22 protein-coding genes and 3 pseudogenes are annotated in these 21,704 nt (G+C 69.8%); 12 read left to right on the forward strand and 13 right to left on the reverse strand.

What is annotated here, in order from left to right; genetic code table 11:
- Positions 1-258: 258 nt before the first annotated feature.
- Positions 259-867 (forward strand): helix-turn-helix transcriptional regulator, encoded by a 609-nt coding sequence (locus OG734_RS35440; protein WP_330291502.1) that lies wholly within the window; start codon positions 259-261, stop codon positions 865-867.
- A 216-nt stretch (positions 868-1,083) separates the two neighbouring features.
- On the opposite strand, the gene OG734_RS35445 is transcribed toward OG734_RS35440, so the two are convergent.
- Positions 1,084-1,410, reverse strand: coding sequence for a MazG-like family protein (locus tag OG734_RS35445; RefSeq protein ID WP_330291503.1), 327 nt, complete (start codon positions 1,408-1,410; stop codon positions 1,084-1,086).
- A gap of 186 nt (positions 1,411-1,596) precedes the next feature.
- Between OG734_RS35445 and OG734_RS35450 the strand changes: the two genes are divergently transcribed.
- A complete protein-coding gene (locus OG734_RS35450) occupies positions 1,597-2,112 on the forward strand; it encodes a DUF1269 domain-containing protein (RefSeq protein ID WP_330291504.1) in 516 nt (171 codons plus the stop codon).
- Between the two features lie 51 nt (positions 2,113-2,163).
- A complete protein-coding gene (locus OG734_RS35455; RefSeq protein ID WP_330291505.1) occupies positions 2,164-2,547 on the forward strand; it encodes a hypothetical protein in 384 nt (127 codons plus the stop codon).
- Positions 2,548-2,682: 135 nt separating this feature from the next.
- Here OG734_RS35455 and OG734_RS35460 read toward each other — a convergent pair whose 3' ends face one another.
- Together OG734_RS35460 and OG734_RS35465 are read right to left on the reverse strand one after the other, a co-directional pair.
- The gene (locus tag OG734_RS35460) at positions 2,683-3,306 is read right to left on the reverse strand and encodes a TetR/AcrR family transcriptional regulator (protein ID WP_330291506.1); all 624 of its coding nucleotides are present in this window, start codon (positions 3,304-3,306) and stop codon (positions 2,683-2,685) included.
- A gap of 113 nt (positions 3,307-3,419) precedes the next feature.
- On the reverse strand, positions 3,420-3,995 hold the full coding sequence (locus OG734_RS35465; RefSeq protein ID WP_330291507.1) for a DoxX family membrane protein: 576 nt from the start codon (positions 3,993-3,995) through the stop codon (positions 3,420-3,422).
- A 101-nt stretch (positions 3,996-4,096) separates the two neighbouring features.
- Between OG734_RS35465 and OG734_RS35470 the strand changes: the two genes are divergently transcribed.
- Together OG734_RS35470 and OG734_RS35475 are read left to right on the forward strand one after the other, a co-directional pair.
- The gene (locus tag OG734_RS35470) at positions 4,097-4,420 is read left to right on the forward strand and encodes a nuclear transport factor 2 family protein (RefSeq protein ID WP_330291508.1); all 324 of its coding nucleotides are present in this window, start codon (positions 4,097-4,099) and stop codon (positions 4,418-4,420) included.
- An 83-nt stretch (positions 4,421-4,503) separates the two neighbouring features.
- A complete protein-coding gene (locus OG734_RS35475; protein WP_330291509.1) occupies positions 4,504-5,541 on the forward strand; it encodes an aldo/keto reductase in 1,038 nt (345 codons plus the stop codon).
- A gap of 30 nt (positions 5,542-5,571) precedes the next feature.
- Here the strand turns inward: OG734_RS35475 and OG734_RS35480 are convergent, their stop codons facing one another.
- The 4 genes from OG734_RS35480 to OG734_RS35495 all read right to left on the reverse strand — a co-directional run bounded on the left by OG734_RS35480 (position 5,572) and on the right by OG734_RS35495 (position 10,117).
- Positions 5,572-6,261: an ABC transporter ATP-binding protein gene (locus OG734_RS35480; RefSeq protein ID WP_330291510.1), complete on the reverse strand. Its 690-nt coding sequence runs from the start codon at positions 6,259-6,261 to the stop codon at positions 5,572-5,574.
- Positions 6,262-6,368: 107 nt separating this feature from the next.
- A complete protein-coding gene (locus OG734_RS35485) occupies positions 6,369-7,877 on the reverse strand; it encodes an ABC transporter permease (RefSeq protein WP_330291511.1) in 1,509 nt (502 codons plus the stop codon).
- 462 nt (positions 7,878-8,339) lie between these two features.
- On the reverse strand, positions 8,340-9,116 hold the full coding sequence (locus tag OG734_RS35490) for an SDR family oxidoreductase (protein WP_330291512.1): 777 nt from the start codon (positions 9,114-9,116) through the stop codon (positions 8,340-8,342).
- On the reverse strand, positions 9,113-10,117 hold the full coding sequence (locus tag OG734_RS35495; protein ID WP_330291513.1) for a Gfo/Idh/MocA family protein: 1,005 nt from the start codon (positions 10,115-10,117) through the stop codon (positions 9,113-9,115). Before OG734_RS35495 ends, OG734_RS35490 begins: the two co-directional genes overlap by 4 nt.
- Positions 10,118-10,284: 167 nt before the next feature.
- Here OG734_RS35495 and OG734_RS35500 point away from each other — a divergent pair, with 167 nt between their 5' ends.
- Both OG734_RS35500 and OG734_RS35505 read left to right on the forward strand, forming a co-directional pair.
- Positions 10,285-11,559, forward strand: coding sequence for a multidrug effflux MFS transporter (locus OG734_RS35500; RefSeq protein WP_330293912.1), 1,275 nt, complete (start codon positions 10,285-10,287; stop codon positions 11,557-11,559).
- Between the two features lie 59 nt (positions 11,560-11,618).
- Positions 11,619-12,693, forward strand: a pseudogene (locus OG734_RS35505) (serine hydrolase domain-containing protein).
- A 22-nt stretch (positions 12,694-12,715) separates the two neighbouring features.
- On the opposite strand, the gene OG734_RS35510 reads toward OG734_RS35505, so the two are convergent.
- Both OG734_RS35510 and OG734_RS35515 read right to left on the reverse strand, forming a co-directional pair.
- Positions 12,716-13,453 (reverse strand): class I SAM-dependent methyltransferase, encoded by a 738-nt coding sequence (locus OG734_RS35510; RefSeq protein ID WP_330291514.1) that lies wholly within the window; start codon positions 13,451-13,453, stop codon positions 12,716-12,718.
- Between the two features lie 222 nt (positions 13,454-13,675).
- Positions 13,676-15,028, reverse strand: a complete 1,353-nt coding sequence (locus OG734_RS35515) for a chloride channel protein (RefSeq protein ID WP_443064980.1) — start codon at positions 15,026-15,028, stop codon at positions 13,676-13,678.
- A gap of 387 nt (positions 15,029-15,415) precedes the next feature.
- Between OG734_RS35515 and OG734_RS35520 the strand changes: the two genes are divergently transcribed.
- Both OG734_RS35520 and OG734_RS35525 read left to right on the forward strand, forming a co-directional pair.
- Positions 15,416-16,435 (forward strand): small ribosomal subunit Rsm22 family protein, encoded by a 1,020-nt coding sequence (locus OG734_RS35520; protein ID WP_330291516.1) that lies wholly within the window; start codon positions 15,416-15,418, stop codon positions 16,433-16,435.
- A 522-nt stretch (positions 16,436-16,957) separates the two neighbouring features.
- Entirely contained in the window at positions 16,958-17,338 is a 381-nt protein-coding gene (locus OG734_RS35525; RefSeq protein ID WP_330291517.1) for a VOC family protein, read from the forward strand.
- Positions 17,339-17,645: 307 nt separating this feature from the next.
- Here OG734_RS35525 and OG734_RS35530 read toward each other — a convergent pair whose 3' ends face one another.
- From OG734_RS35530 to OG734_RS35540, 3 genes and pseudogenes are all read right to left on the reverse strand, one after another.
- A complete protein-coding gene (locus tag OG734_RS35530) occupies positions 17,646-18,239 on the reverse strand; it encodes a hypothetical protein (protein WP_330291518.1) in 594 nt (197 codons plus the stop codon).
- A 97-nt stretch (positions 18,240-18,336) separates the two neighbouring features.
- A complete protein-coding gene (locus OG734_RS35535) occupies positions 18,337-18,759 on the reverse strand; it encodes a cytidine deaminase family protein (RefSeq protein WP_330291519.1) in 423 nt (140 codons plus the stop codon).
- A gap of 17 nt (positions 18,760-18,776) precedes the next feature.
- Positions 18,777-19,082: pseudogene (locus tag OG734_RS35540) on the reverse strand (MFS transporter); the annotation flags it as partial.
- 4 nt (positions 19,083-19,086) lie between these two features.
- On the opposite strand from OG734_RS35540, the pseudogene OG734_RS35545 reads away from it, so the two are divergent.
- Positions 19,087-19,689: pseudogene (locus OG734_RS35545) on the forward strand (DUF5937 family protein); the annotation flags it as partial.
- A 10-nt stretch (positions 19,690-19,699) separates the two neighbouring features.
- Here OG734_RS35545 and OG734_RS35550 read toward each other — a convergent pair.
- Positions 19,700-19,966: a DUF6243 family protein gene (locus tag OG734_RS35550; RefSeq protein ID WP_330291520.1), complete on the reverse strand. Its 267-nt coding sequence runs from the start codon at positions 19,964-19,966 to the stop codon at positions 19,700-19,702.
- A 110-nt stretch (positions 19,967-20,076) separates the two neighbouring features.
- Here OG734_RS35550 and OG734_RS35555 point away from each other — a divergent pair, with 110 nt between their 5' ends.
- Together OG734_RS35555 and OG734_RS35560 are read left to right on the forward strand one after the other, a co-directional pair.
- On the forward strand, positions 20,077-20,718 hold the full coding sequence (locus OG734_RS35555) for a TetR/AcrR family transcriptional regulator (protein WP_330291521.1): 642 nt from the start codon (positions 20,077-20,079) through the stop codon (positions 20,716-20,718).
- A gap of 190 nt (positions 20,719-20,908) precedes the next feature.
- The gene (locus OG734_RS35560) at positions 20,909-21,658 is read left to right on the forward strand and encodes a bifunctional DNA primase/polymerase (RefSeq protein WP_330291522.1); all 750 of its coding nucleotides are present in this window, start codon (positions 20,909-20,911) and stop codon (positions 21,656-21,658) included.
- Positions 21,659-21,704 lie beyond the last annotated feature (46 nt).

Here is a 21,704-nt window from a genome sequence, read left to right on the forward strand (position 1 = left end):
GGTAGGTACTGGCCGGCCTCGTGGTCGAACTGGTGGCCGATCTCGTGGTGTGTCTCGTGGTGGTCCACGATTGCGTGCGCCCCATGTGGGACAGAAGTGTTGGGTGTGCACGTCTGCCACCGACCCCTCGAAGGTGGCGGCACCTGACCCTGGGGGCAGTTCTTGCGCACCACACAAAGCACCACAGGCCCTGGCGCGGGGGTCGGGGCCGGTACGAGGGCAAGTACCGGGCCGTCCGAACCCGGACGCCGTGTACCCGTGGCCGTGCACGCGGCCGACCCGATATCCCGCGCCGGTGCGGTCAGCCAGCTGAGGCAGCACCCGGTGGTCGAACTCCGGGACGAAAAAGACAGCGGCCCAGGTGTCGTGGCCCTGCTGGTCAGCGAGACCCTCGACGAGGCGACCCTGTCGCGGCTGCGCCGACTCGTCCGCAGCGAGGGAGCCAAGGCCGTTCTCGTGGTCGGTGTCCTGCGTGAGAACGAACTCCTGGACGTCATCGAGTGCGGCGTCGGAGCCATCGTCTGGCGCCACGAGGCCACCGGACACCGGCTGGCGCAGGCCGTACTCGCCGCTGCCCGTGGGGACGGCGACCTGCCCTCCGACCTGCTCGGCCGGCTCATCAGCCAGGTGGGCACGCTGCACCGCACGGCGGCCGGCCAGCCCGGTGCCCCCACCTCGGGCCTCGCGCCGCGCGAGGTCGATGTCCTGCGCCTCGTCGCCGAGGGACTCGACACGGGGGAGATCGCGGGCAAGCTGTCCTACTCCGAGCGCACAGTCAAGAACGTGATGCATGGACTCACCACCCGGCTGCATCTGCGCAACCGGGCGCACGCTGTGGCCTATGCCTTGCGCGAAGGCTACATCTGACCGAACGGGCAATCGAACACGACGCGCGGGCACCAACTCATGCCCGCCGCCCGTCCCTTGCGTGCCTGGCCGCGCCTGCGGATGCCTGCGCGGGCGGGCGCCGACGACGGAACGCTGACTTCGCTTGCTTCGCTGACTTCGCTTGCTTCGACGGGGGTCTGCTCGGCGGATCTGGTGGAGGGCCCGGAACGGGAGTACCGCAAAGCGTCGTGCCGGTCAGGATGCAGGGCCCAGTGAGCGTTCCCTGACCCGTTCCAGGTGGGTCGTGAAGACCTCCCGGGCGTCCGGGGTCAGGGTGCGCAGGGCCACCAGCGCCGTGAGGGCGACGTCGCACAGCTCCGCCTGGACGTCGTCCCAGGTGTGAGTGGTCCCCTTGCGCGGATTCTGGCCGGTCGCGCCGATCACCGCCTGCGCGACCTCGCCGACCTCCTCGGTCAGCTTGAGCATGCGCAGGAGAAGGGCTTCGCGGCCGGGATGCGCCTGGTTGGCCTCGAGCCAGGTCCAGAGGTCGTCGATCGTTGCCCAGACGTTGTCATCGGCCATGGGAGAAGCCTCCCATGTGGCCTCGACCGCCAGAATCCGTTTCTGCTCTCCTGATTCCCTCCCCCTTCTCTCCTCAGGAGTTTCATCTTTCAATAGGAGTTTCATCTCGGAAGCAACACCGATCCGTTGGCTCGGACCCCGTGTTCCCGCCACACGTCTTCCTTTCCCGAGAGCAGGAGAAGCCTCATGACCGACATGATCGCTGTGGCCTACCGCGACGAGACCACCGCCCGGCAGGTGCTGGCCGAACTGCATTCCCTCAACACGGAGCACTCCCTCCACCTTGCCGACTCGGTCCTGGTCACCCGCGACGAGGAGGGCAAGGTCGAGATTCACTCCTCGGGCAACCCGGTCGTCTCCGGCGCCGTCTCCGGCGCAGTCTGGGGCGGCCTGATCGGACTGCTGTTCCTGCAGCCGCTGCTGGGTGCCGCGATCGGTGCCGCAACCGGAGGTGTCACTGCCTCGATCACGGAGAGCGACGACGACAACGCTGCCTTCATCGCCCAGCTCGGCCAACGCCTGCAGCCTGGTGGTGCGGCCGTGGTCGCCCTGGTCATTGACGCCACAGAAGAAAAGGTGCTGCCCCGGATCGCCGGTTTCGGCGGCGATCTTCTGCACGCCTCGCTCACCCTGGCCGAGGAGCAGCGACTCCGTTCAGCGATCAACCCCCGGCCCCACCCGGCCGAATGGCCCGCGGCCTGACCCCGACGCGCGTGGCGTCAGCGGCCCGTCACTGACGCCGCGCAACGCACCATGCCGGTCATCCCCGTCAAGGCCGCCGTCGGCTTTCTGCTCTCGGTGGGCGCCTCGCTCGGGCTGGTCGTCGCCGTCTTCCAGGGGGGCCGGCTGGCCGACGTCCTCGACGTACCGCACAGCGGCCCCGTCGTCAGCTTCCTGCCGGTCATCCTGACCGGCGTGCTGTCCGGACAGGTCATGGACTACGAGGTGTTCCTCGCCTCCGGCGTGCACGAGGAATGGGCCCACACCGGCCGGGCCCGCCGGCCGGTCGTCGACGGCGCGCGGCACAGCGTACGAGTCGTCACGAGGCCGAGTGCGAGTGCAGAGGTAGAGGCAGAGGTAGAGGTAGAGGCAGAAGCAGGGGCGGAGGGCGGGACCGAAGCTGGAGCGGGGATCTAGACCTCGGTCGCCTCGGAGAAGGAGCCCGAATTCACGCGACCGAATCCGTGATCCTTCGTCAGGTTCCTCGCGGTCCCGGTAGAGGGCCGTCGGCCTCCGGGCCCGGCCTCAGCAGGACCAAAGAGCAATCTGCCGTCAGAATGCCGGGACGGTCGCCAGATTCAGCCGGCCGCGGGCCAGTGCCACAACTGCGGCGATGAAGGCTTGCAGGCAAGTTGTCTCGGCCTTCTCGTCGGGGTGGGTCAGTCGCTGCATGACGAGCCCGTCGAAACCGGAGAGGAAGAACCGCGCGACTGTTTCCGCGGGCTGGGCCAGGGGTTGACCTGTGCGCTCGGCGGCCTGCGTCACGAGCCTCGCCGTCACTTCGACCACGCCCCGATAGTGGCTCTCAAGAGCTTCGTTGAGTGCGGGCGTGCGCAGTGCGAACACGCTCAGCTCCGTGAGGAGGAGGTGGTGGCCCGGCTTCTCGCGCACGGTGCTCCAGAGGGCCGAGGCCAATGTGCCGACCGTCTCCTCGAATCCGGCGTCCTCCGGAACGGACTGCTCGACCTGCGCCACCAGCTCCGCCGTGAGCTGTTCCATGACGGCGCGGTAGAGCTCCTCCTTCGTGCCGAACGTGTAGTGCACGGTGGCTTGGGCGACGCCCAGTTCGGTGGCGATGGCACGTGTGCTGCCGGCCGAGACCCCTTCTCTCGTCATGAGGTCGATCGCTGCTTTGATCAGTTGAGGGCGGCGCTCGGCCGCTGAGACATGAGCCATGAGCCCATCGTATCGACTTAGTCTTTCGAGCAAGTCGATTGAGCAGGCAGTCGTCGGTTCCACATGGTCGCCCCTGCTCCGCTGCTCCCATGCTCTTCTGCTCCCGTACTCCTCTACTCCTCGAACAGCGGTTCCTGCGTGCCCTGTTGACGCTCCCGTACTCGCCGGTTGCGCGCCCCCACGACCAGCGCCGTGACCGCGGCCGTGCCGGCGAGGGCCGCCGGGACCATCCAGCCGCGGTCGACTACGTGGCCCAGCGCGTGGTCCAGGGAGAGCCGGCCCGGGCCCGCCACCGCGAGGCCCGCCGCGGCGAGGCCCAGGGTCGCCGCGTACTCGTAGCCGCCGCTCGCGTTGAAGAACCCGTTGGGCGCGTGCACGGCGGTGGCGCCCGCCATCGCGCCCGCTGCCGCCGCGCCGGCCGCCGGAGTCGCCAGGCCCAGCGCGAGCAGCACACCGCCGCCCGTCTCCGCGAGGCCCGACGCCGTGGCGCTGGCCTTCCCGGGTTCGTAGCCGACGGACTCCATGAAGGCGCCGGTGCCTTCGAGGCCGTGCCCGCCGAACCATCCGAACAGCTTCTGCGTGCCGTGCGCCGCCAGCACCCCGCCCGTCCCCAGACGGAGCAACAGCAGCCCCAGATCACGCCGGTCGTATCTGTGGTGTCGTCTGTTGTGTCGGCCGTAACAGGTCATGCCTCCACCGTCGCACCGATCCCGTCCACCGCACCCGCGGAGGTCGTCCGTGCCTGCCGTTCGGGTGGCGGGTGCCCGGGGGCGGTGCCAGTGTGGCCGGCATGACGATTCAGACCGCCAAGCTCAGCGACCCGGCCGTCCGGGCCTTCGTCGACGCCGTGAACGCGCACGACCGCGAGGCCTTCCAGGCCGTCCTGGCACCCGACGCGACGATGTCCGACGACGGCTCGGACCGTGACCTCACCGACTGGGCCGAGCGCGAGATCTTCTCCTCCCACGGGCACATGGACGTCGCCAACGAGCGGCGAGGAGGCCATGTCCTCGTCGCCAACTACAGCAACGACACCTGGGGCGAGATGCGCACGAAGTGGAGCTTCACCGTCGACGACGGCCGCATCCTGCGCTTCGAGACGGGCCAGGCCTGACAGCCGGCCGTACGAGCCGCCGGTACGTCCCCCTGCTACGTCCCTTGCGCTGAAGTGGGCTCCAACTCCTACTGTCCTGACCCATGGAGACCACGGACAGCACAGGCAGCACGGACAGCACAGGCACGACACAGGCCTTCGCGAACCGGACCCTGGGCCGCAGCGGTATCGAGGTCAGCCCCCTCGGCTTCGGCTGCTGGGCCATCGGCGGTGAGTGGGCAAGGCCCGACGGACAGCCCCTCGGCTGGGGCAAGGTCGACGACGACGAGTCCGTACGGGCGATCCGGCGCGCCCTCGACCTGGGCGTCACCTTCTTCGACACGGCGGACGTGTACGGCACCGGACACAGCGAGCGCGTCCTCGGCCGCGCCCTCGGCAAGCACCGTACGGATGTCGTGCTCGCCACCAAGTGGGGAAACCTCTTCGACGAGCGGACACGGATCGCGGACGGCCAGGACGACAGCCCCGAGCACGTCCGCCGCGCCCTCACCGCCTCCCTCGCCCGCCTCGGCACCGACTACGTCGACCTGTACCAACTGCACCTGTCTGAGGGCGACTTGGGCGCGGCTGCCCAACTTCGGGAAGTCTGCGAGGAGTTGGTCGCCGAGGGGCTCATCCGCGCCTACGCCTGGAGCACCGACGACCCGGCCCGTGCCGCCCTCTTCGCCCAGGGGCCGCACTGTGCCGCCGTACAGCACTGCCTCAACGTGATGCAGGACGCGCCCGAAATGCTCGCGCTCTGCGAGGAGTTGGAGCTCGCCAGCATCAACCGCAGTCCGCTCGCCATGGGGCTGCTGACGGGGAAGCGGTCCGCCGGGCAGGTCCTCGACGCCGGTGACATCCGTAACGCGCCGCCTGCCTGGCTGCCGGGCTTCACGGCCGGGGCGGGCGCCGACGCGGACTGGCTGGCGCAAGTCGACGGGCTCCGCTCCGTCCTCACCAGCGGCGGCCGTACACTCGCGCAGGGCGCCCTCGGCTGGCTGTGGGCGCGCAGCCCCCGTACCGTCCCCATCCCCGGCTTCCGGTCCGTCGCACAGGCCGAGGAGAACGCCGGCGCGATCGCGAAAGGGCCGCTCACCGCAGGGCAGTTGGCCGAGATCGACCAGCTGCTGGGGCGGTGAACGGCCCATCGGGAGCCTCTCTCGTACGGGTCAGCCCACGTACTGGTCCTGTTGCGTGACCGTCAGCTGACCCGCCCTGATCGTCGCCACGCGGGGTGCGCGCCGGGCGATCGACGAGTCGTGGGTGACCAGGATGAACGTCAGCCCGTGCTCGCGCCACAGCCCTTCGAGCAGCGCCATGATGTCGTCACGCGTGCCCTCGTCGAGGTTGCCGGTGGGCTCGTCCGCGAGGAGTACCTTCGGCTTCTTCACCAGGGCGCGGGCGATGGCGACCCGCTGCTGCTGGCCTCCTGACAGCTCGGCGGGCGCGTGGGTCAGGCGGTCGCCGAGACCGACCGAGGCCAGCGCCTCGGCGGCCCGCTCGCGCCGCTCGGCGGGCTTCACGCCGAGCGGTACGAGGGCCGTCTCGACGTTCTCCTGCGCGGTGAGCGTCGGGATGAGGTTGAACGCCTGGAAGATGATGCCGATCTTCTCGGCGCGCAGCCGGGTCAGCTTGGCCTCGCTGATGGCGCCGAGATCGACACCGCCCAGCTCGACGCTGCCCTCGGTCGGCCGGTCCAGGCCGCCGATCATCTGCAGGAGGGTGGACTTGCCACCGCCGGTGGGACCCTGGATGACGAGCTGGTCGCCGTCCTCGATGACGAGGTCGATGCCGCGCAGCGCCTCCACCGTCTCCTTGCCCCGCGTGTATCTCTTGGTGACACCGGTGAGCTTGTACATGAACTACTCCGTGACGTACGGGAATTGAGGCAGGGGGAGGGAGGGGAAGTAGGGGAATGGGGGGCTGGGGAGACTGGGGAGGGGAGGGGAGGGGGAAACCAGGGAGGCTACGACACGCTGCGCAGCGCGTCCGCCGGGCGCATCCGGGAGGCCCGCCAGCCGCCCATCGCCCCGGCGATCAGACCGCCGGTGATGGCGAGGCCCGCCGCGAGCGCGATGGTGGTGAGGGAGACGGGCGCCGACAGCGCGATCTCCATCGTGTTGGCCGCCGACTGCCGACCCGGGCCGCCCCCACCGCCGGGGCCGCCACCCATGCCGCCACCGCCGCCGGTGTTGCCGAGCTGCGCGGTCAGCTTGGGGCTGTACGTGGTCACCGCGTACGCCGCCGCCAAACCGAGGCCGATGCCGAGCGCCCCGCCGAGCAGACCGTTCACGATGGACTCGCCGACGACCTGCCGGGTCACCCTGCGCGAGGGCCAGCCCAGCGCCTTCAGCGTGCCGAACTCCCGCACCCGCCGCGACACGGCCGACGAGGTGAGCAGCGCGGCCACCAGGAACGCCGCCGCGAGCACCGCGACGGACAGCCACTTGCCGACGCTGGTCGCGAGGTTGGAGGCCGTGGAGAGGGAGCCGGAGACGGTCTCCGCGAGGTCGGCGGAGGTCGTGACGGTCGTACCCGAGATGTTCTTCTGGATCGTCGACTTGACGGTGTCGATCTGCTTCGAGTCGGTCGCCTGGACGTAGATCGTGGAGACCAGGTTCGCGGAGTCGCCGAGGGTCTGCGCCTGCTTGAGCGGCAGGTAGACGTCGGTCGTGGCCTCGCCGCTCTCGGGCGTCGCGATGCCGATGACCTGGTACTTCGTACCGGAGATCGTGATGGTCTTGCCGACCGTGTACTTGTTCTCCTTGGCGTACGACTTGCTGAGCACCGCGACCTTCGCGTTCGCCTGCGCCGTCGTGAACGTCTTGCCGCTGGTGATCGTCGTGGTGGCGAGCGGGCCGAGTTCCTGGTTCGTCACGTCGATGCCCATGACGGAGTAGGAGTTGACGTCGAACGAGGCGCCGCCGCCCTGCACCTGGGGCGGGGCGGTGCTGCCGGAGCCGCCGCCCTGTCCGCCGCCGGGACCGCCCTGCTGACCGGAGGACGATGACGAGGACGACGAGGACGACGAGGACGACGAGGTGTCGGTCTGTGCCTTGCCCTGGGTGAAGGAGCCGTCGACCTTCGTGACGTTGAGGCTCAGCGCGCCCACCGCCGCCGACACGCCCTTCTGGTCGGCGACCGTGGCGACCAGCGCCGACTTCAGGGTCTGCCCGCCCTGGGTCATCACGCGGTCGCTGCTCTGCGTGTCGTCCGAGTCGTTCGAGCTGGCGTCGAACTCGAAGTTCGGCCGGCCCGACTGGGTGCCGGTGGGCGCCGATCTGGCCTTGGTGACGGTCATGTCCGTGCCGAGACCGTAGAGCGACTGCAGGACCTTGTCCTGTGCCTGCTGCATGCCGGCCGACACCGAGTTGACGGTGATGACCAGCGCGATACCGAGCGCCAGACCCATGGCGATGACCAGAGCCGCCTTCTTGCGCCGGCTCAGCTCACGCTTGAGATAGATGCCAAACATCCCGTTCCTCAAAGGTTCATGGCGACCGGCTGCGGACGAGGTCCGGCTGCGGACGACGCCCACTGTGGGCGCTGCCACAAGCTAGGGAGGAACCTTTGTGGGGAACTGGGTAATGGATGTGCGGGGGCTGAGAAAACCGGGCCGAAACGATCACGAACAATTAATGTGCGCCGCGCGGCCCGTGGTGCTCGTGTGCCTGAGCACACGACAGCCGCTCCATGACCCGGTGCGTACCCCGCGGTCCCACGCGAGATCCACCCCCACCCGGATACGCCATGGAGCGGCTGTCGCCTTCCCCCCCTCGGGTTGGTCCGTTGTGTGTTACCGGAACCACAGAGCGTCAAGTGTGAAGCTCTGGTGGAGAAGGCGTGTTGAGCATATGCCTGCGACCGGCCCGAACGCTACGGACCAATCAATTCCACTTGTGCAGGTTGAGTCTTCGAATGCGTGCGCGAGGTTCCGTCAGCCGCGCCCCACGTAGGGCATCGCGGTCGCCAGAACCGTCGCAAACTGCACATTCGCCTCCAACGGCAGCTCCGCCATGTGCCGCACGGTGCGCGCCACGTCCGCCACGTCCATGACGGGCTCGGGCGCCATCTCCCCGTTCGCCTGCAATGCACCCGTTTGCATTCGCGCGGTCATGTCCGTCGCCGCGTTCCCGATGTCGATCTGGGAGACCGCGATGCGGTACGGCCGTCCGTCCAGCGCCAGCGACTTGGTCAGCCCCGTCAGCGCGTGCTTGGTCGCGGTGTACGGCGCCGAGTGCGGCCGGGGTGTGTGCGCGGAGATCGACCCGTTGTTGATGATCCGGCCGCCCTGCGGATCCTGCGCCTTCATCTGCCGGTACGCCGCCTGCGCGCACAGGAACGCCCCGTTGAGGTTGGTGTCCACGACGTGCCGCCACGCCTCGTACGCCAGATCCTCGACTGCCACCCCGCCGGGACCGAACGTCCCCGCGTTGTTGAACAGCAGATCGAGCCGCCCGAACCGCTCACTCACGGCCGCGAACAGGGCGGCCACGTCATCGGGTTGGGCCACATCGGCGCGTACGACGAGAGAGGTGCCCACGTGTGTGCCCTCGCGGGTGCCTTTGGGTGCGAGCGCCGCCGTCTCCTCCAGGCGCTCGGTACGGCGTCCCGTGAGCGCCACCGACCAGCCCGCGCCGAGCAGTTCGAGGGCGACCGCGCGCCCGATACCGGAACCGGCACCGGTCACGACCGCGACCTTCCCCTCACTCATGCGCGGGCCTCGCCCGGGTAGCGGACGCCGATCTGCTCCCGGATGGTGTCCATCGTCCGCATCACGGCGAGGGTGCCGTCGAGCGGGACGAGCGGGGACTCGGTCTCGCCGGCCCGCAGGGCGCGCATCACCTCGGTGGCCTCGTGCCGGAAGCTGTTGCGGGCGCCGTGGTCGGGGGCGGCGACGAACTCCTCGGGGGCGCGGCCGTCGCGGTGCAGCACGAACCGGTCCGCGAAGAAGAACCCGTCGGGTACGTCGATCCGGCCCTTGGAGCCGGTGACCGACGCGCCGATGGACGTACCGCCGACGATGGAGCAGTGCACCGAAGCGAGAGCGCCGCTCTCCCAGGAGAGCAGTGCCCCCGTCTGGAGATCGACGTTCTCCTCGGAGAGCACTGCTCTCGCCGAGATACCGTCGGGCTCCCCGAGCAGCAGATGCGCGAACGACACCGGGTAGACGCCCAGGTCGAGCAGCGCCCCGCCGCCCTGCGCCGGATCACGCAGCCGGTGCGAGGGCGGGAAGGGCCCCTCAAGCCCGAAGTCGGCCTGAATGGTCCGTACCTCACCGATCGCACCGTCCTCGACCAGCGCCTTCAGTCGCCGGACGACCGGGTTGCAGTACGTCCACATGCCCTCCATCAGGAAGGCGCCGCGCTCCTTCGCCAGCGCGACCAGCTCCTCCGCCTCCCGCACGTTCAGCGTGAACGCCTTCTCGCACAGCACGTTCCGCCCGGCCTCCAGACACAGGCCCGCGGCGGCCCGGTGCGCCGCGTGCGGAGTGGCGACGTACACCACGTCCACGTCGGCGTCCTCGGCCAGCGACGCCCAGTCGCCGTAGGCGCGGGGGATGCCGAACCGTTCCGCGAACGCCTTCGCGGAGGCCTCCGTCCGCGAGGCGACCGCGACGAGCTCCGCGTCCGGCAGATCCACCAGATCCGCCGCGAACGCCGCCGCGATCCCTCCCGTAGCCAGAATTCCCCACCGCACGAGCTCAGCCGACATGCCTGCCCCTAGTTCCGTGACCTCTGTTATCTCGAACACCCTGTACGAACGGAAGGTACGAACCGCCTGTACGAGCTGAGAGCATAGGTGGCGGATTACTCGAAAAGGGAGGGCGCATGCCCGAGCGTGGCCGAACCACGTGGGACGAGAAGAATCTCCAGGGAGAGATGAAGAGCCTCCAGGGAGAGATACGGAAAGACACCCCTCGTTCCCCCCGCTCCCTCCGCCGTACCGGCCTCCTGGTCACCTTCATCCTCGGCGGGCTGACGGCGACGCCTCCGCTGGCGATGGACATGTACCTCCCGTCCCTGCCCGAGGTCACGACCTCCCTGCACGCGCCCGCCGCGAGCGTCCAGCTGACCCTGACCGCCTGCCTGGCGGGCATGGCCCTCGGTCAGCTCCTGATCGGCCCGATGAGCGACCGATGGGGCCGCCGACGCCCCCTCCTGGCGGGCCTGGCGGTGTACGTCGTGGCCACCGTCCTGTGCGGAATCGCTCCTTCGCTGGAGTTCCTGGTCGCCTTCCGGCTGGTGCAGGGACTCGCGGGCTCGGCCGGCATAGTCATCGCCCGGGCGGTCGTACGGGACCTGTACGACGGCGTGGCCATGGCCCGCTTCTTCTCCACCCTCATGCTGATCTCGGGGGTCGCCCCGATCGTCGCGCCGCTCATCGGTGGCCAGATCCTGCGCGTGACGGACTGGCGGGGCGTGTTCGTCGTCCTCACGGTGGTCGGGATCGCACTCGCGGTGCTGGTCTGGTTCCGCCTCCCCGAGACCCTCGACTCTGCCGACCGCCACAGCGGCGGAGTCGGCGAGGCGCTCCGCTCCATGCGCACCCTCCTCGCGGACCGGGTCTTCACCGGATACGTCCTGACGGGCGGCTTCGCCTTCGCGGCCCTGTTCGCATACATCGCCGCGTCCCCCTTCGTGATCCAGGAGATCTACGGCGCCTCTCCGCAGACGTTCAGCCTGCTGTTCGGCGTCAACTCGATCGGGCTGGTGATCGTCGGCCAGATCAACGGCAAGATCCTGGTCGGCCGGGTGTCGATGGACAAGGTGCTGACACTGAGCCTGGCGGTCATCACCCTCGCGGCGACGGCGCTGCTGCTGTTGGCGACGGGCGTGTTCGGCGAGGCGGGCCTGTTCCCGGTGGCCACCGCGCTCTTCGTCCTGATGTCGGCGATGGGCCTGGCGCTGCCCAACACCCAGACCCTCGCCCTGATGCGAACGCGCCACTCCGCGGGCGCCGCATCCGCCCTCCTGGGCACCACCTCCTTCCTGATCGGCGCGATCGCCTCCCCGCTCGTGGGCATCGCCGGCGAGGGGACGGCCGTCCCAATGGCGGTCGTCCAACTGGCGGCAGCACTGGTGGCGGTCGGCTGCTTCGTGGGACTGTGCCGTCCTTGGAACAGACGTACGACCCTGGAGGGAGCGGAGAGCTGACCGCCGCACCGAGACTGCGCGTCGACACCCCGGAACGGGCCGGCCTCGACCCCGAGGAGATGCGTCACCTCGTACGAGAGGTACGCGCCCTCACCACCGGCGAGCGCCCCTGGGCCCCGGCCGCGGTCGTGATCGTCGGGCGCGGCCCGGTGATCGCGGTGGAAGCGGCGGCGGGCTGGGCGCTGCGGTACGCGTCGTACGACGAGCGCACGGACACCGGAGTGGAACTCCCGGCGGCCGCACGGATCCCGGCAACGATGTCGACGCCCTTCGACCTCGCCTCCCTGACGAAGCTGTTCACGGCGGTCGCGGCGGTGCAGCAACTGGAACGCGGCACACTCGGCATGGACGCCCGGGTGGCCGCGTATCTGCCGGACTTCACGGCGGCGGCCCAACACGGCATCACCGTACGGCAGTTGCTCACCCACACCTCGGGCCTGCGCCCCGAACTCCCGCTGTACGACTGCCCGGACGCCGCCGCCCGCCGCGCGCTGCTGCGGGCGGAGGCGCCGTCGTCCGCACCGGGTGTCCACGCCTACTCCGACCTCAACATGCTCCTGCTCCAGTACGTCCTGGAGCGCATCACGGGCCGCTCCCTGGATGTCCTGATCCACGAGGGCATCACCCGCCCCCTCGGCATGACGGCGACCGACTTCGGCCCCTGTCCCGACGCGGCGGCGACGGAGGACCAGCGCAGGCCGTGGGCCAAGGCGGAGCGCGGGATGGTGCGGGGCGAGGTCCACGACGAGAACGCGTGGGCGCTGGGCGGGGTGGCGGGCCACGCGGGCCTGTTCTCGACGGCCCACGACCTGGCGGTCTTCTGCCGCTGCCTGCTCACGGGCGGGGCGTACGGCCCGGCCCGCATCCTGGGCCCGGACTACGTGGAGCTGCTGCTGACCCCGCCGGGCCTGGGCTTCGGCATCGACCAGCCATGGTTCATGGGGGAGTTGGCGGAGCGGGGCGGCCGGCCACACCGGCTTCACGGGTACTTCCCTCGTCCTGGACCGGGCCACGGACACTTTCGTCGTGCTGCTGACGAACGCGGTGCATCCGAAGCGGAGTTGGGGCCCCGTGGGGAACGGGCCCCGGGTGGCGGTGGGGGACCGGGTGGCTCGGGGGGTGCGGGGGAGATGAGGGGTGTCTGTCACGGTGGGTGTCACGGTGTCCGTGCGGGCCGCCGGGCCAGGAACACGAACTCCCGGCCAGGGCGGTCGGGTGCGTCACGCACCTCCCGTACCTCGTAACCCTGGGACAGCAACTCCCTCTCGATCTCACCTCGTTCGCGGAAACGCAGCGTGGAGTCGGAGGTCAGCACCTCGCCGTCCGCCACGAACACGAAGGTCCAACGGAACGTCACGAGGGGGCCGTTGACGCCGGTCACCTCGACCCAGCTCTCGACCGCGCCGACGCCGGGGAGCTCCGTCACGCGGTACGAGGCGTCGCGGTTCCACTGCTCCCAGGCTCGCTTCGACGGGTCCCGGGTCTCGAAGACGAGGTGGCCGCCGGGACGGAGGGCCGCGTAGGCGCCGCTCAGGGTGCGCCGCCAGACGTGCGGGTCGGTGATCTCCTGGGCGGCGTTGGCGGTCATCGTCGCGAGGTCGACCCGGAGGGGCGGCAGGGTCGTCGCGTCGCCGTGGATCCAGTGGACGCGTTCCGCACCGGGCTTGGCACGGGCGACGTCGAGGGAGGCCAGGGCCGGGTCGACGCCGGCCACGTCGATCCCTCGGTGCGCCAGCAGCAGCGCGAACACACCGGTGCCGCAGCCGATGTCGAGGACGCGGTGCGCGGTGAACTCCGCCGCGAGGTCGACGTACGCGTCGAGGTCGGAGCGGTCCGGGTCGAGGGGATCGTAGATCGCGGCGAGGCGGGGATGCTGGAAGCACTCGTTGGGCATGGGGGCGAAGGTACTGGGGTCAGGGATGTGCGGGCCTCCCTATTACGGCCCTTGATGAGTGAGCGCCGATCTCGTCCGTGAGCGCCGCTCTCCCAAGCGTGCGCTGCTCCCGTCCATGAGCGCCGATCCTCCTCGTGAGCACCGCTCTCGCAGGGATCACCGGGCGGCCCGGCGACTCTGACGACACCGCGGACGGGCGAGGGTCTGTCAGCGAGCTCGCGGCTACTGCTGCCGACGTGGCCCCGGTTCCTGCCCCGGCTCCGGGGCGGGAGGAGGTGTGAGCTTCGCCGTCGCGACGTACGAGACCACGACCGCGACGATCACCAGCGGCATGACGATGACTCCCTGCGCCCCGATCAGCAGTGTGGCGAGCAGGACGGAGACCAGCGGAAGTCTCAGCATCGCGGCGCTCATCGCTCCGATACCCATCGCGAACCCCGCGACCAGGGTCAGCCCTGGCAGGTGGGAGATCAGGATGCCGCCCGCCGCTCCCACGAACATCGCGGGAAAGATCGGGCCACCCCGGAAACTGCTGAGCGACGCGCAGTAGGCCAGACTCTTGCACAACACCAGCAGCAACAACGCTCCCACCGAATACGCGGCGCTGTGCGTGAGGAGCGGATCCAGCGCTGTCTGCCCCGAATACAGCACGTCGGTCGCCGCTTTGCCGGTGCCCTCCGCATAACCGATCGCCAGCCCCGCCACGACCAGGCCCATGACCACCGTGGCCGGCACCCGTCGCCTCTCGACGCGCGTCCTGAGCCGGACGGCGAGCCATCGGATTCCCACTCCCACGAGTGCTGCCGACAGTCCGATGACCAGAGCCCAGCCGAATTCCGCCGCTGTCGGGCGCGTGGCCTCGGGTACGTCGTGCAGCGCCAGCGAGTAGGTGCCCAGCCCGGTCCAGGAACCCAGCCCGACGAAGATGAGTGCGCCGATACCCGCGGCCAGCAGACCGGGCACCAACACCAGCGCCATCATCGCCCCGCCCAACCCCGAGGCTTCCATCAGGAGGAACGCGCCGAGCAGAGGTGATCCCAGCAGCGAGCTGACGGCCGCGAAACTGCCCGCCGCGCCCAACACCGCGCTCACCTGTTCCGGGGGGTCCCGTTTGACCAGGCGCACGGCACCGGCGGCGAGCCCGCCACCGAGCGCCAGGAGAGGGGACTCGGGCCCCAGGACAGCAGCGAAGCAGAGCGTCGCCAGAGCGGCGAAAAAGATGCCGGGCAACTGGACGGGGGTGGGCGCGCCGGCGGCCTTGAACCCGGCTGTCGGCTCATGGCCGCCGTGCCCCGGCAGGTACTGAACCGTCAGTCCCACGAGCAGTCCCCCTACGGCGAGCAGCGGCAGCGGCCACCACCATGGCGGTCCCTCGAACCCCAGCGACTTGGGCAGATCCGTGTAGATCAACGGCTGAACCTCGCCGACCAGCGCGAGGAAGCCGAACGCCGCCGCGGACACCGGCACGCCGATCAGCGCTGCCATCAACAGAAGCACCAGGTACGCGCGGCTCCGAAGAAGTGTCAGCGGGTCCAGGGGGGACGCGGCCTCGGATTCAGTCCCGGCAACCGGCATGCGCATTGCCTCCTCGCGATGCGGACCTCGTCGTGGTCTCACCGGCTGCTCTCAGCGAACCTAGGAGTCCCCCCGCCACCAGATGCGAGCGGCGCGGTTCCGAGCCTGGCACGCCGCTGCCCCGCAGGCATTTCAACGCCGCCCATGCGTGTAGCTCCGACGTGTCGCCGTTGACCAACCGGACTCCTGGAGGAAGGGCCTCCGGAGAAACTCATGACCGACCTCGACCCCGACCACGAGCACGCACGAACGTTTTGCGCCGGATCAACGAACACGGCTGAAAGCGTCAAGCGTTGTGTGTACGGGGCACCGGCCCGGCATTCCTGCGGCTCGCAGCCATTTCCGAGGGAAAGTCGTCACCCTCGCACCCACCCCTAGAATCACTCCGTGAACACCCCCGTTTCCCCTGCTTACGCCCTGCGCGCCTCCCTCGCCGGTCTGCTCGACGGGCTGCCGCCGAAGGTGGCCGCGCAAGCGGTCGAGCGGCTGATCGCCAACTATCGGGGGCGGACGCCGACCGACGCGCCCGTGCTGCGGGACCGCTCCGACGTGGCCGCGTACGCCGCCTACCGGATGCCGGCCACCTTCGAGGCGGTGTGCTCGGCGCTGGACGCCTTCGCCGAGGCGGCGCCCGGATGGGTGCCGGGTAGTCATGTCGACGTCGGGGGCGGGACGGGGGCCGCGACCTGGGCGGTCAACGCCGTGTGGGAGGGCGTACGGCCCGTGACCGTGCTGGACTGGGCCGAGCCGGCGCTCGCTCTCGGGCGGGAGATCGCCGCTGCCAACCCTGAGTTGAAGGGTGCGGAGTGGCAGCGCTCTCGGATCGGAGCGGCGCTCAAAATCGAGAGCACTGATCTCGTCACGATCTCCTACGTCCTGGGCGAACTGACAGAGGCCGACCGCACCTCCGTGGTCGACACAGCGGCCGGTGCCGCCCAGGCCGTCGTCGTCATCGAACCAGGCACCCCCGACGGCTACCTCCGCGTCATCAAGGCCCGCGACCAGCTCATCCGCGCCGGATTCCACATCGCCGCCCCCTGCCCGCACAGCGCGGCCTGCCCGATCGTCCCCGGCGAGGACTGGTGCCACTTCGCGGCCCGGGTCAGCCGCTCCTCCCTCCACCGCCAGGTGAAGGGCGGCTCCCTCCCGTACGAGGACGAGAAGTTCAGCTACGTCGCGGCCACCCGCTTCCCCGTGACCCCGGCCCCCGCCCGCGTCGTACGCAAGCCGCAGATCCGCAAGGGCCAGGTCCTCCTCGACCTGTGCGAGACGGAGCCTTCGCTCCGCCGGGAAACGGTCACGAAGCGGCATGGGGTTCTTTACCGGGCGGCACGGGATGCGGACTGGGGGGATGCTTGGCCGCCGGTGGGGGAGGGCGATGACGGAGGCCTGGGACACGATCGCTGACTGGTATGCCGAGCGTGTGCGGGCCGGTTCGGTGATGCACACATTCGCTCACACTCGACGTGGTACTTGCCGGGCTCCGCGGCCGGGTCCCCGCACCAGCGGACCGCGGCGTGGCCGAACGAGGCCCGGAGCCCGGCGAGCCAGGGACCTCCGAAAGAGTTGCGATCTTCCCCAGTTCGATCAGCACCCTTCGATCATGCAACATCCAAGGCGCCACCGGAACTTGTTGTGTTTCGGCGCCGGCCGGCACAGGTTCGCTGTAACACGGGCGCTTGCCAAAGGACTTGGGGGAGAACCCACCCGCCCGAGTCGTCCCGGTCGAGTTGCCGGCCTGCCGGCATTGCCTGCCGGCCGGCCGTCTGGCCGCCCGGTCAGCCGTTCCGCCCTCCACCTCCTGCCCTGAAATCATTCGCCCGTGCTCGCCTCGTTCGATACGGTCGCGGGGTTGTTTTCACTGCCGGGGGCCCATCAAGCTCGCGTGTGGCCTCCCCGGCGGTTCCCAGGCCGAGAGTAGGTTTTTCAATGGCATGTCGTATCAGTGAGCTCGTGCTCGGTTGCCGCAACCCTGAGGTGCTGGCGCGGTTCTGGTGCGAGGTCCTGGACTTCGTCGTGCTCGATCGCGAGGGCGACGACATGTATGAGATCGGACCCCGCGAAGGGTTCGGCGGTCCGCAGCCGACGATCATCCTCAGCCGCAGGGACGAGCCGGAGCCGGGGAAAACCCGGCTGCACATCGACGTCAACGCCACCGACCGCGATCAGGACGCCGAGCTCGAACGCCTGCTGAAGCTCGGCGCGCGCCCGGCCGACATCGGCCAGACGGGGGAGGAACAGTGGCATGTCCTGGCCGACCCCGAAGGCAATGAGTTCTGCCTGCTCAAGGCCCGCCTCAACCCACTCTGATGCCGTAACGGCGCTTGCGTAGCGGTCGGCGTTGTCGACGTGGTCGGCGAGTCCGGCGCCGTCCGACCGCTTGGCTCGGCACGTAGCGCGCAGCAGCAGAAGGCCCCGCCGCGCTCCCCGTCAGGAGGGAGCATGGTGGGGCTTTCTGCTGCGCCGCCCAGCCTTTCTCGCGGCTACCAGTCCGGCGCGGGTGGCGGTGGACGATGGTGTGGGGGACAAGAGGGTGCTCCTGGGAGTGCGGGACTGATGGCTGGGCGCGGTCGCGGTCCCCTCGTGGCAGCGCGCCGGTCATGGTCGATGCCGCCGTTCAGTCGCCGTCGAAGCCGCCCGAGTCCACGTCGGCGCTGTGTCCGCTGTGTCCGCTGTCTCCCCAGCCGGGCCCGTCCGGCGGCCCGGACGTTTCGCGGAGCCGTGTGCTCGCATTGGCGGAGAGGATCGTCCCGGTGATCCCGCCCGCTATGCAGGCCATCATGAGGGCCATCCCCGAGAAGAACAGGGTGGCCCACGGTGGCCTGCTGGTGTCCACGTCGAAGAGTATGAACAGCATCACGCCGGGGAACACGCCGAAGAGCCACGAACCGACGCCGGTGGTCACCGTCAGGCCCTCGTGGAGATCGGAGAAATCGGCGTCGTCCCGTCCCGGCCACACGAGCGGGATCAGGGCGACCGCCTGCCAGACCAGGCAGGCGAGTTGGGCGACGGCGTACCCCGCGAACCAGATCGGTCGCGACCAGTAGTAGACCAACACGGTGAGAGCGCTGAGGAATGTGCCCGCGTTGCCCACCACCACCCACACCGCGCGGGACCGTATGAAACCGGAGACCGCGTCGAACACCTCTTCCCAGAACCATGCCTGGGTGATGTCTCTCCGCCTGAGGTTGTTCCTGATGCTGTCGAGCATGCGCCGCCCCCGTGAGTGCCGGTACTGGCCCCTCCCCTCCCTGAATCATGCCCACGTCAGGCAAGCGGAAATCGGCGGCGTACGACGTCCATGCTGCCTACTCGGCTTGCCCGGCGTCGAGTTGGTGGTCCGCCCAGACATAGCTCTCGGGCAGCAGGTCGGTGATGCGGACGGTTCTGGTGTGGTCGCCCGTGCCGACGATGACCTTGAGGGTGGGGAAGTAGTCGAGGAGGACCTGACGGCATCGGCCGCAGGGAGGGACCACCCCTCGGTCGCGGTCGCCCACGGCGACGATCGTGTCCAGGTCGTAGGCGCCCTGGGCGGCTGCCGTGCCGATGAGGACGAGTTCGGCGCAGGGGCCGCCGGTGAAGTGGTAGGCGTTCACCGCCGTGACGATCCGGCCGTCCCGCGCACGGGCAGCGGCTGCCATCGTGTGGTTTTCGCCCCGACAGCGCGTGCGCGCGATGTGGGCTGCGGCCTGGATGAGTTCGTGGTCGACGGGGTGGGTCTGCGCGGTCATCTGCTTCTCTGCCTTCGTCAGGTGTTAGAAGACGTTGACCCAGGTGACGAGGGTGCGCAAGCCGATATCGGCCGCGGTTCCCGATTCTTGTCCTTCTCGTCAACCTCGTCCTTCTCGCCGGCCACGGCTGCCGCGGAGACGAGCGTCGCAGCCGCGAGGCCGCCCCACAGCGCCGTCGGGCCGTGGGGTGCGAGGGAGGTGATGACCGCGGGGGAGACGGCGAGGCCGAAGCCCGTGGACAGTCCGAAGCGGGCGAGGGTGCGGCCCAGGACATGGGCCGGGGCGAGGGCCGTGACCAGCGCGGTGGCGCTGCCGGCGTAGAGCGACACCCTCGAACAGTGCGCAGAGGCCTTCTTCGACGCCGCCTGGACGGACGTCGCCGTGCGGCTCGCGACCGACCTGCGCCTGAAGAACGACCTGTTGAAGCGCCAGGGCGTCGGGGCGGCACTGGCGTCGGTCTCCGGCGCGGTCGCCCTGGCACCGGACGGCGACTGCATCGTCGTCGACAAGCTGCAGGACAAGGCGACCGCCGCCCACGGCACCGGGGTCACGTTCATCCCCAGCGTCTTCGGCCGCCCGCACCTGGTCGCGGTCCACGCGCCCGGGTGGCAGCCGGTGGTGCAGTATCCCGTGGCCGAGCCGGGTCCTGCGGAGCCGGTGTCGCTGGAAACGGTCACCCTGCGGCTGGAGGCACTCGCCCATCCGGTACGGCTGCGGCTGTTGCGGACCCTGGCCCGCGGTCCGCACACCACCGGTGAGCTGGCCCATGTGTGGGACCTCTCACCTCCGGAGGTTTCCTGCCATCTCGCCGTCCTGCGCCGCGCGGACCTGCTCACGGCCCGGCGGCACGGTCGTTACGTCCGCTACACCCTCAATCTGCCCGGCCTGACGGCGCTGGGAACCGACCTGCTGGCAGCCGTACTGCGCTGAGCGGCTTCGGTCACCGGGCCGTCGGGTCGGCCCGGTCCGGCGTACTCTCCTCCTGTGCGCCCTCGGCCTGGGCGCTCTCTTCCTCTACGCCCTCTTCCTGCGCGCTCTCCTCCTCGGCGCGCTTCTCCTGCAACTTGCGCACCAGCTCGCGTTTCTGGGCCTGCGGGTCCGTCCCGCCGCCCACCTGCTTGCCGCGGGCGCCGCCTCGCAGGGCGCCCTTGCCCAGGTTGCTGCGGGTGCCACCCACTCCGAGCATGTTTCCGCCACTTCGTGCCATGACAAGTCTCCTTCTGTTGAGAGTATTTGACGGTACGTATCGTCTCGCTTAGTCGCTCTCTTTACTCTGCGGCGAGACGCTCCGTCTTGTCAACCTGATAAATTGCCGACATGGTCCAGAAGTCCACCCCAGCCAAACCCGCCCCCGACTCCACCCGCCGCAGCGAGAAGTCCCGCCGCGCCATCTATGAGGCCGCCCTCGCCCTCATCGGTGAGATCGGGTACCAGAAGACGACCATCGAGGGCATCGCCGCCCGGGCGGGCGTCGGGAAGCAGACCATCTACCGGTGGTGGTCCTCCAAGGGGGACGTACTCATGGAGGCCTTCGTCGATCTGAGCGAGCGGGCCGCCGAGGCTGCCGCGCCCGGACGGGCGTACGAATTCCCCGACACCGGTGACCTCGCCGCCGACCTCAAGGCCGTACTGCGCCTCACCGTAGACCAACTGCTCGACCCCGCGTTCGCGGTCCCCTCCCGCGGCCTCGCCGCCGAAGGCCTCATCAATGAGGAACTCGGCCGCAGGTACGTCGCCAAGCTGCTCGAACCCTCCCTCCAGCTCTATGTGCGGCGACTGCGTGCCGCCCAGGAGGCCGGACAGGTGAGGGCCGACATCGACCCCCGTATCGCCCTCGAACTCTTCATCTCCCCGCTCGCCCAGCGCTGGCTCCAGTACACCGGGCCGATCTCCTACGAGTACACGGACACCCTCGTCGACTACGCCCTGGGCGGGATCGCCCCGCCCGGCGGCAAGTAGCAGTGCTCAGCGCCAAGACGGCTGAAAACAGTGGGTGGTAAATCCTGCTAATCGACTGGAAATCGGTCGATCCCACTCCCCGCGCGCCTCGTCCCACGTACCCCGGATGTCGGCTCCGGCCCCCAGCACCGCAGGATGGTGGGACCATGGAGCAGGCTGTCCGCACAACAGCAGCGAGGCGAGGCGATACATGAGCGCGGAGTTCGACGGTCGTACGACGGGCCGGCAGGGCCGGATCTCCCAGTGGCTGCGTGGACGCCGTACGAATGACCGGGAGGACGCCGCCAACCGCGCCGAGAGCGGGCGCCGGGAGGAACTGCTGCTCGCCGCCGCCCGTGCCGGACTGCCCCTCGCGCCCGCCGCGCACCCCTCCGCCTACCGGTGTTCCTGTGACCGAGTCGGGTGTCCCACGCCCGCCCGGCACCCGATCTCCTTCGCCTGGCAGACGCAGTCCACCACCGACCGCGCCCAGATCGAGCGTTGGGCCAGGCACCAGCCGCAGGCCAACTTCATCACCGCGACCGGCATAGTCCACGACGTCCTCGACGTGCCCCTCGAAGCGGGCCGCGAGGCGCTGGAGCGGCTGCTCGGGGCCGGGATCGAGGTAGGGCCGGTCGCCGAGAGCGACGACGGACGGCTGCTGTTCTTCACCCTCACACGCGGCACCCCGGACGACGAGGACGAGTGGTGGCCCTGCGAACTGGACTGCCACCCCGAGACCGCGGACGAGCATCCGGGGCTGCGCTGGCACTGCCGGGGCTCCTACGTTCTCGTGCCGCCTGCCCAGTTGCCCGGTGAGCAGGGCGTGTACTGGGTACGCGGGCCGGAGTTCGCCCTGCCCGACCCGCTCAGCCTGCTCGAAGTCCTCACCGACGCCTGCGCCCGGTACGCCGGCGAGGAGCCCGACCACGCCACCGCGGCCTGGCCCCACCGAGGCTGAAAGAACGACGACTGAGCGAACGACGACTGAGGCCGAGGCCGAACGG

This window comes from Streptomyces sp. NBC_00576 (assembly GCF_036345175.1).
Lineage (GTDB): Bacteria > Actinomycetota > Actinomycetes > Streptomycetales > Streptomycetaceae > Streptomyces.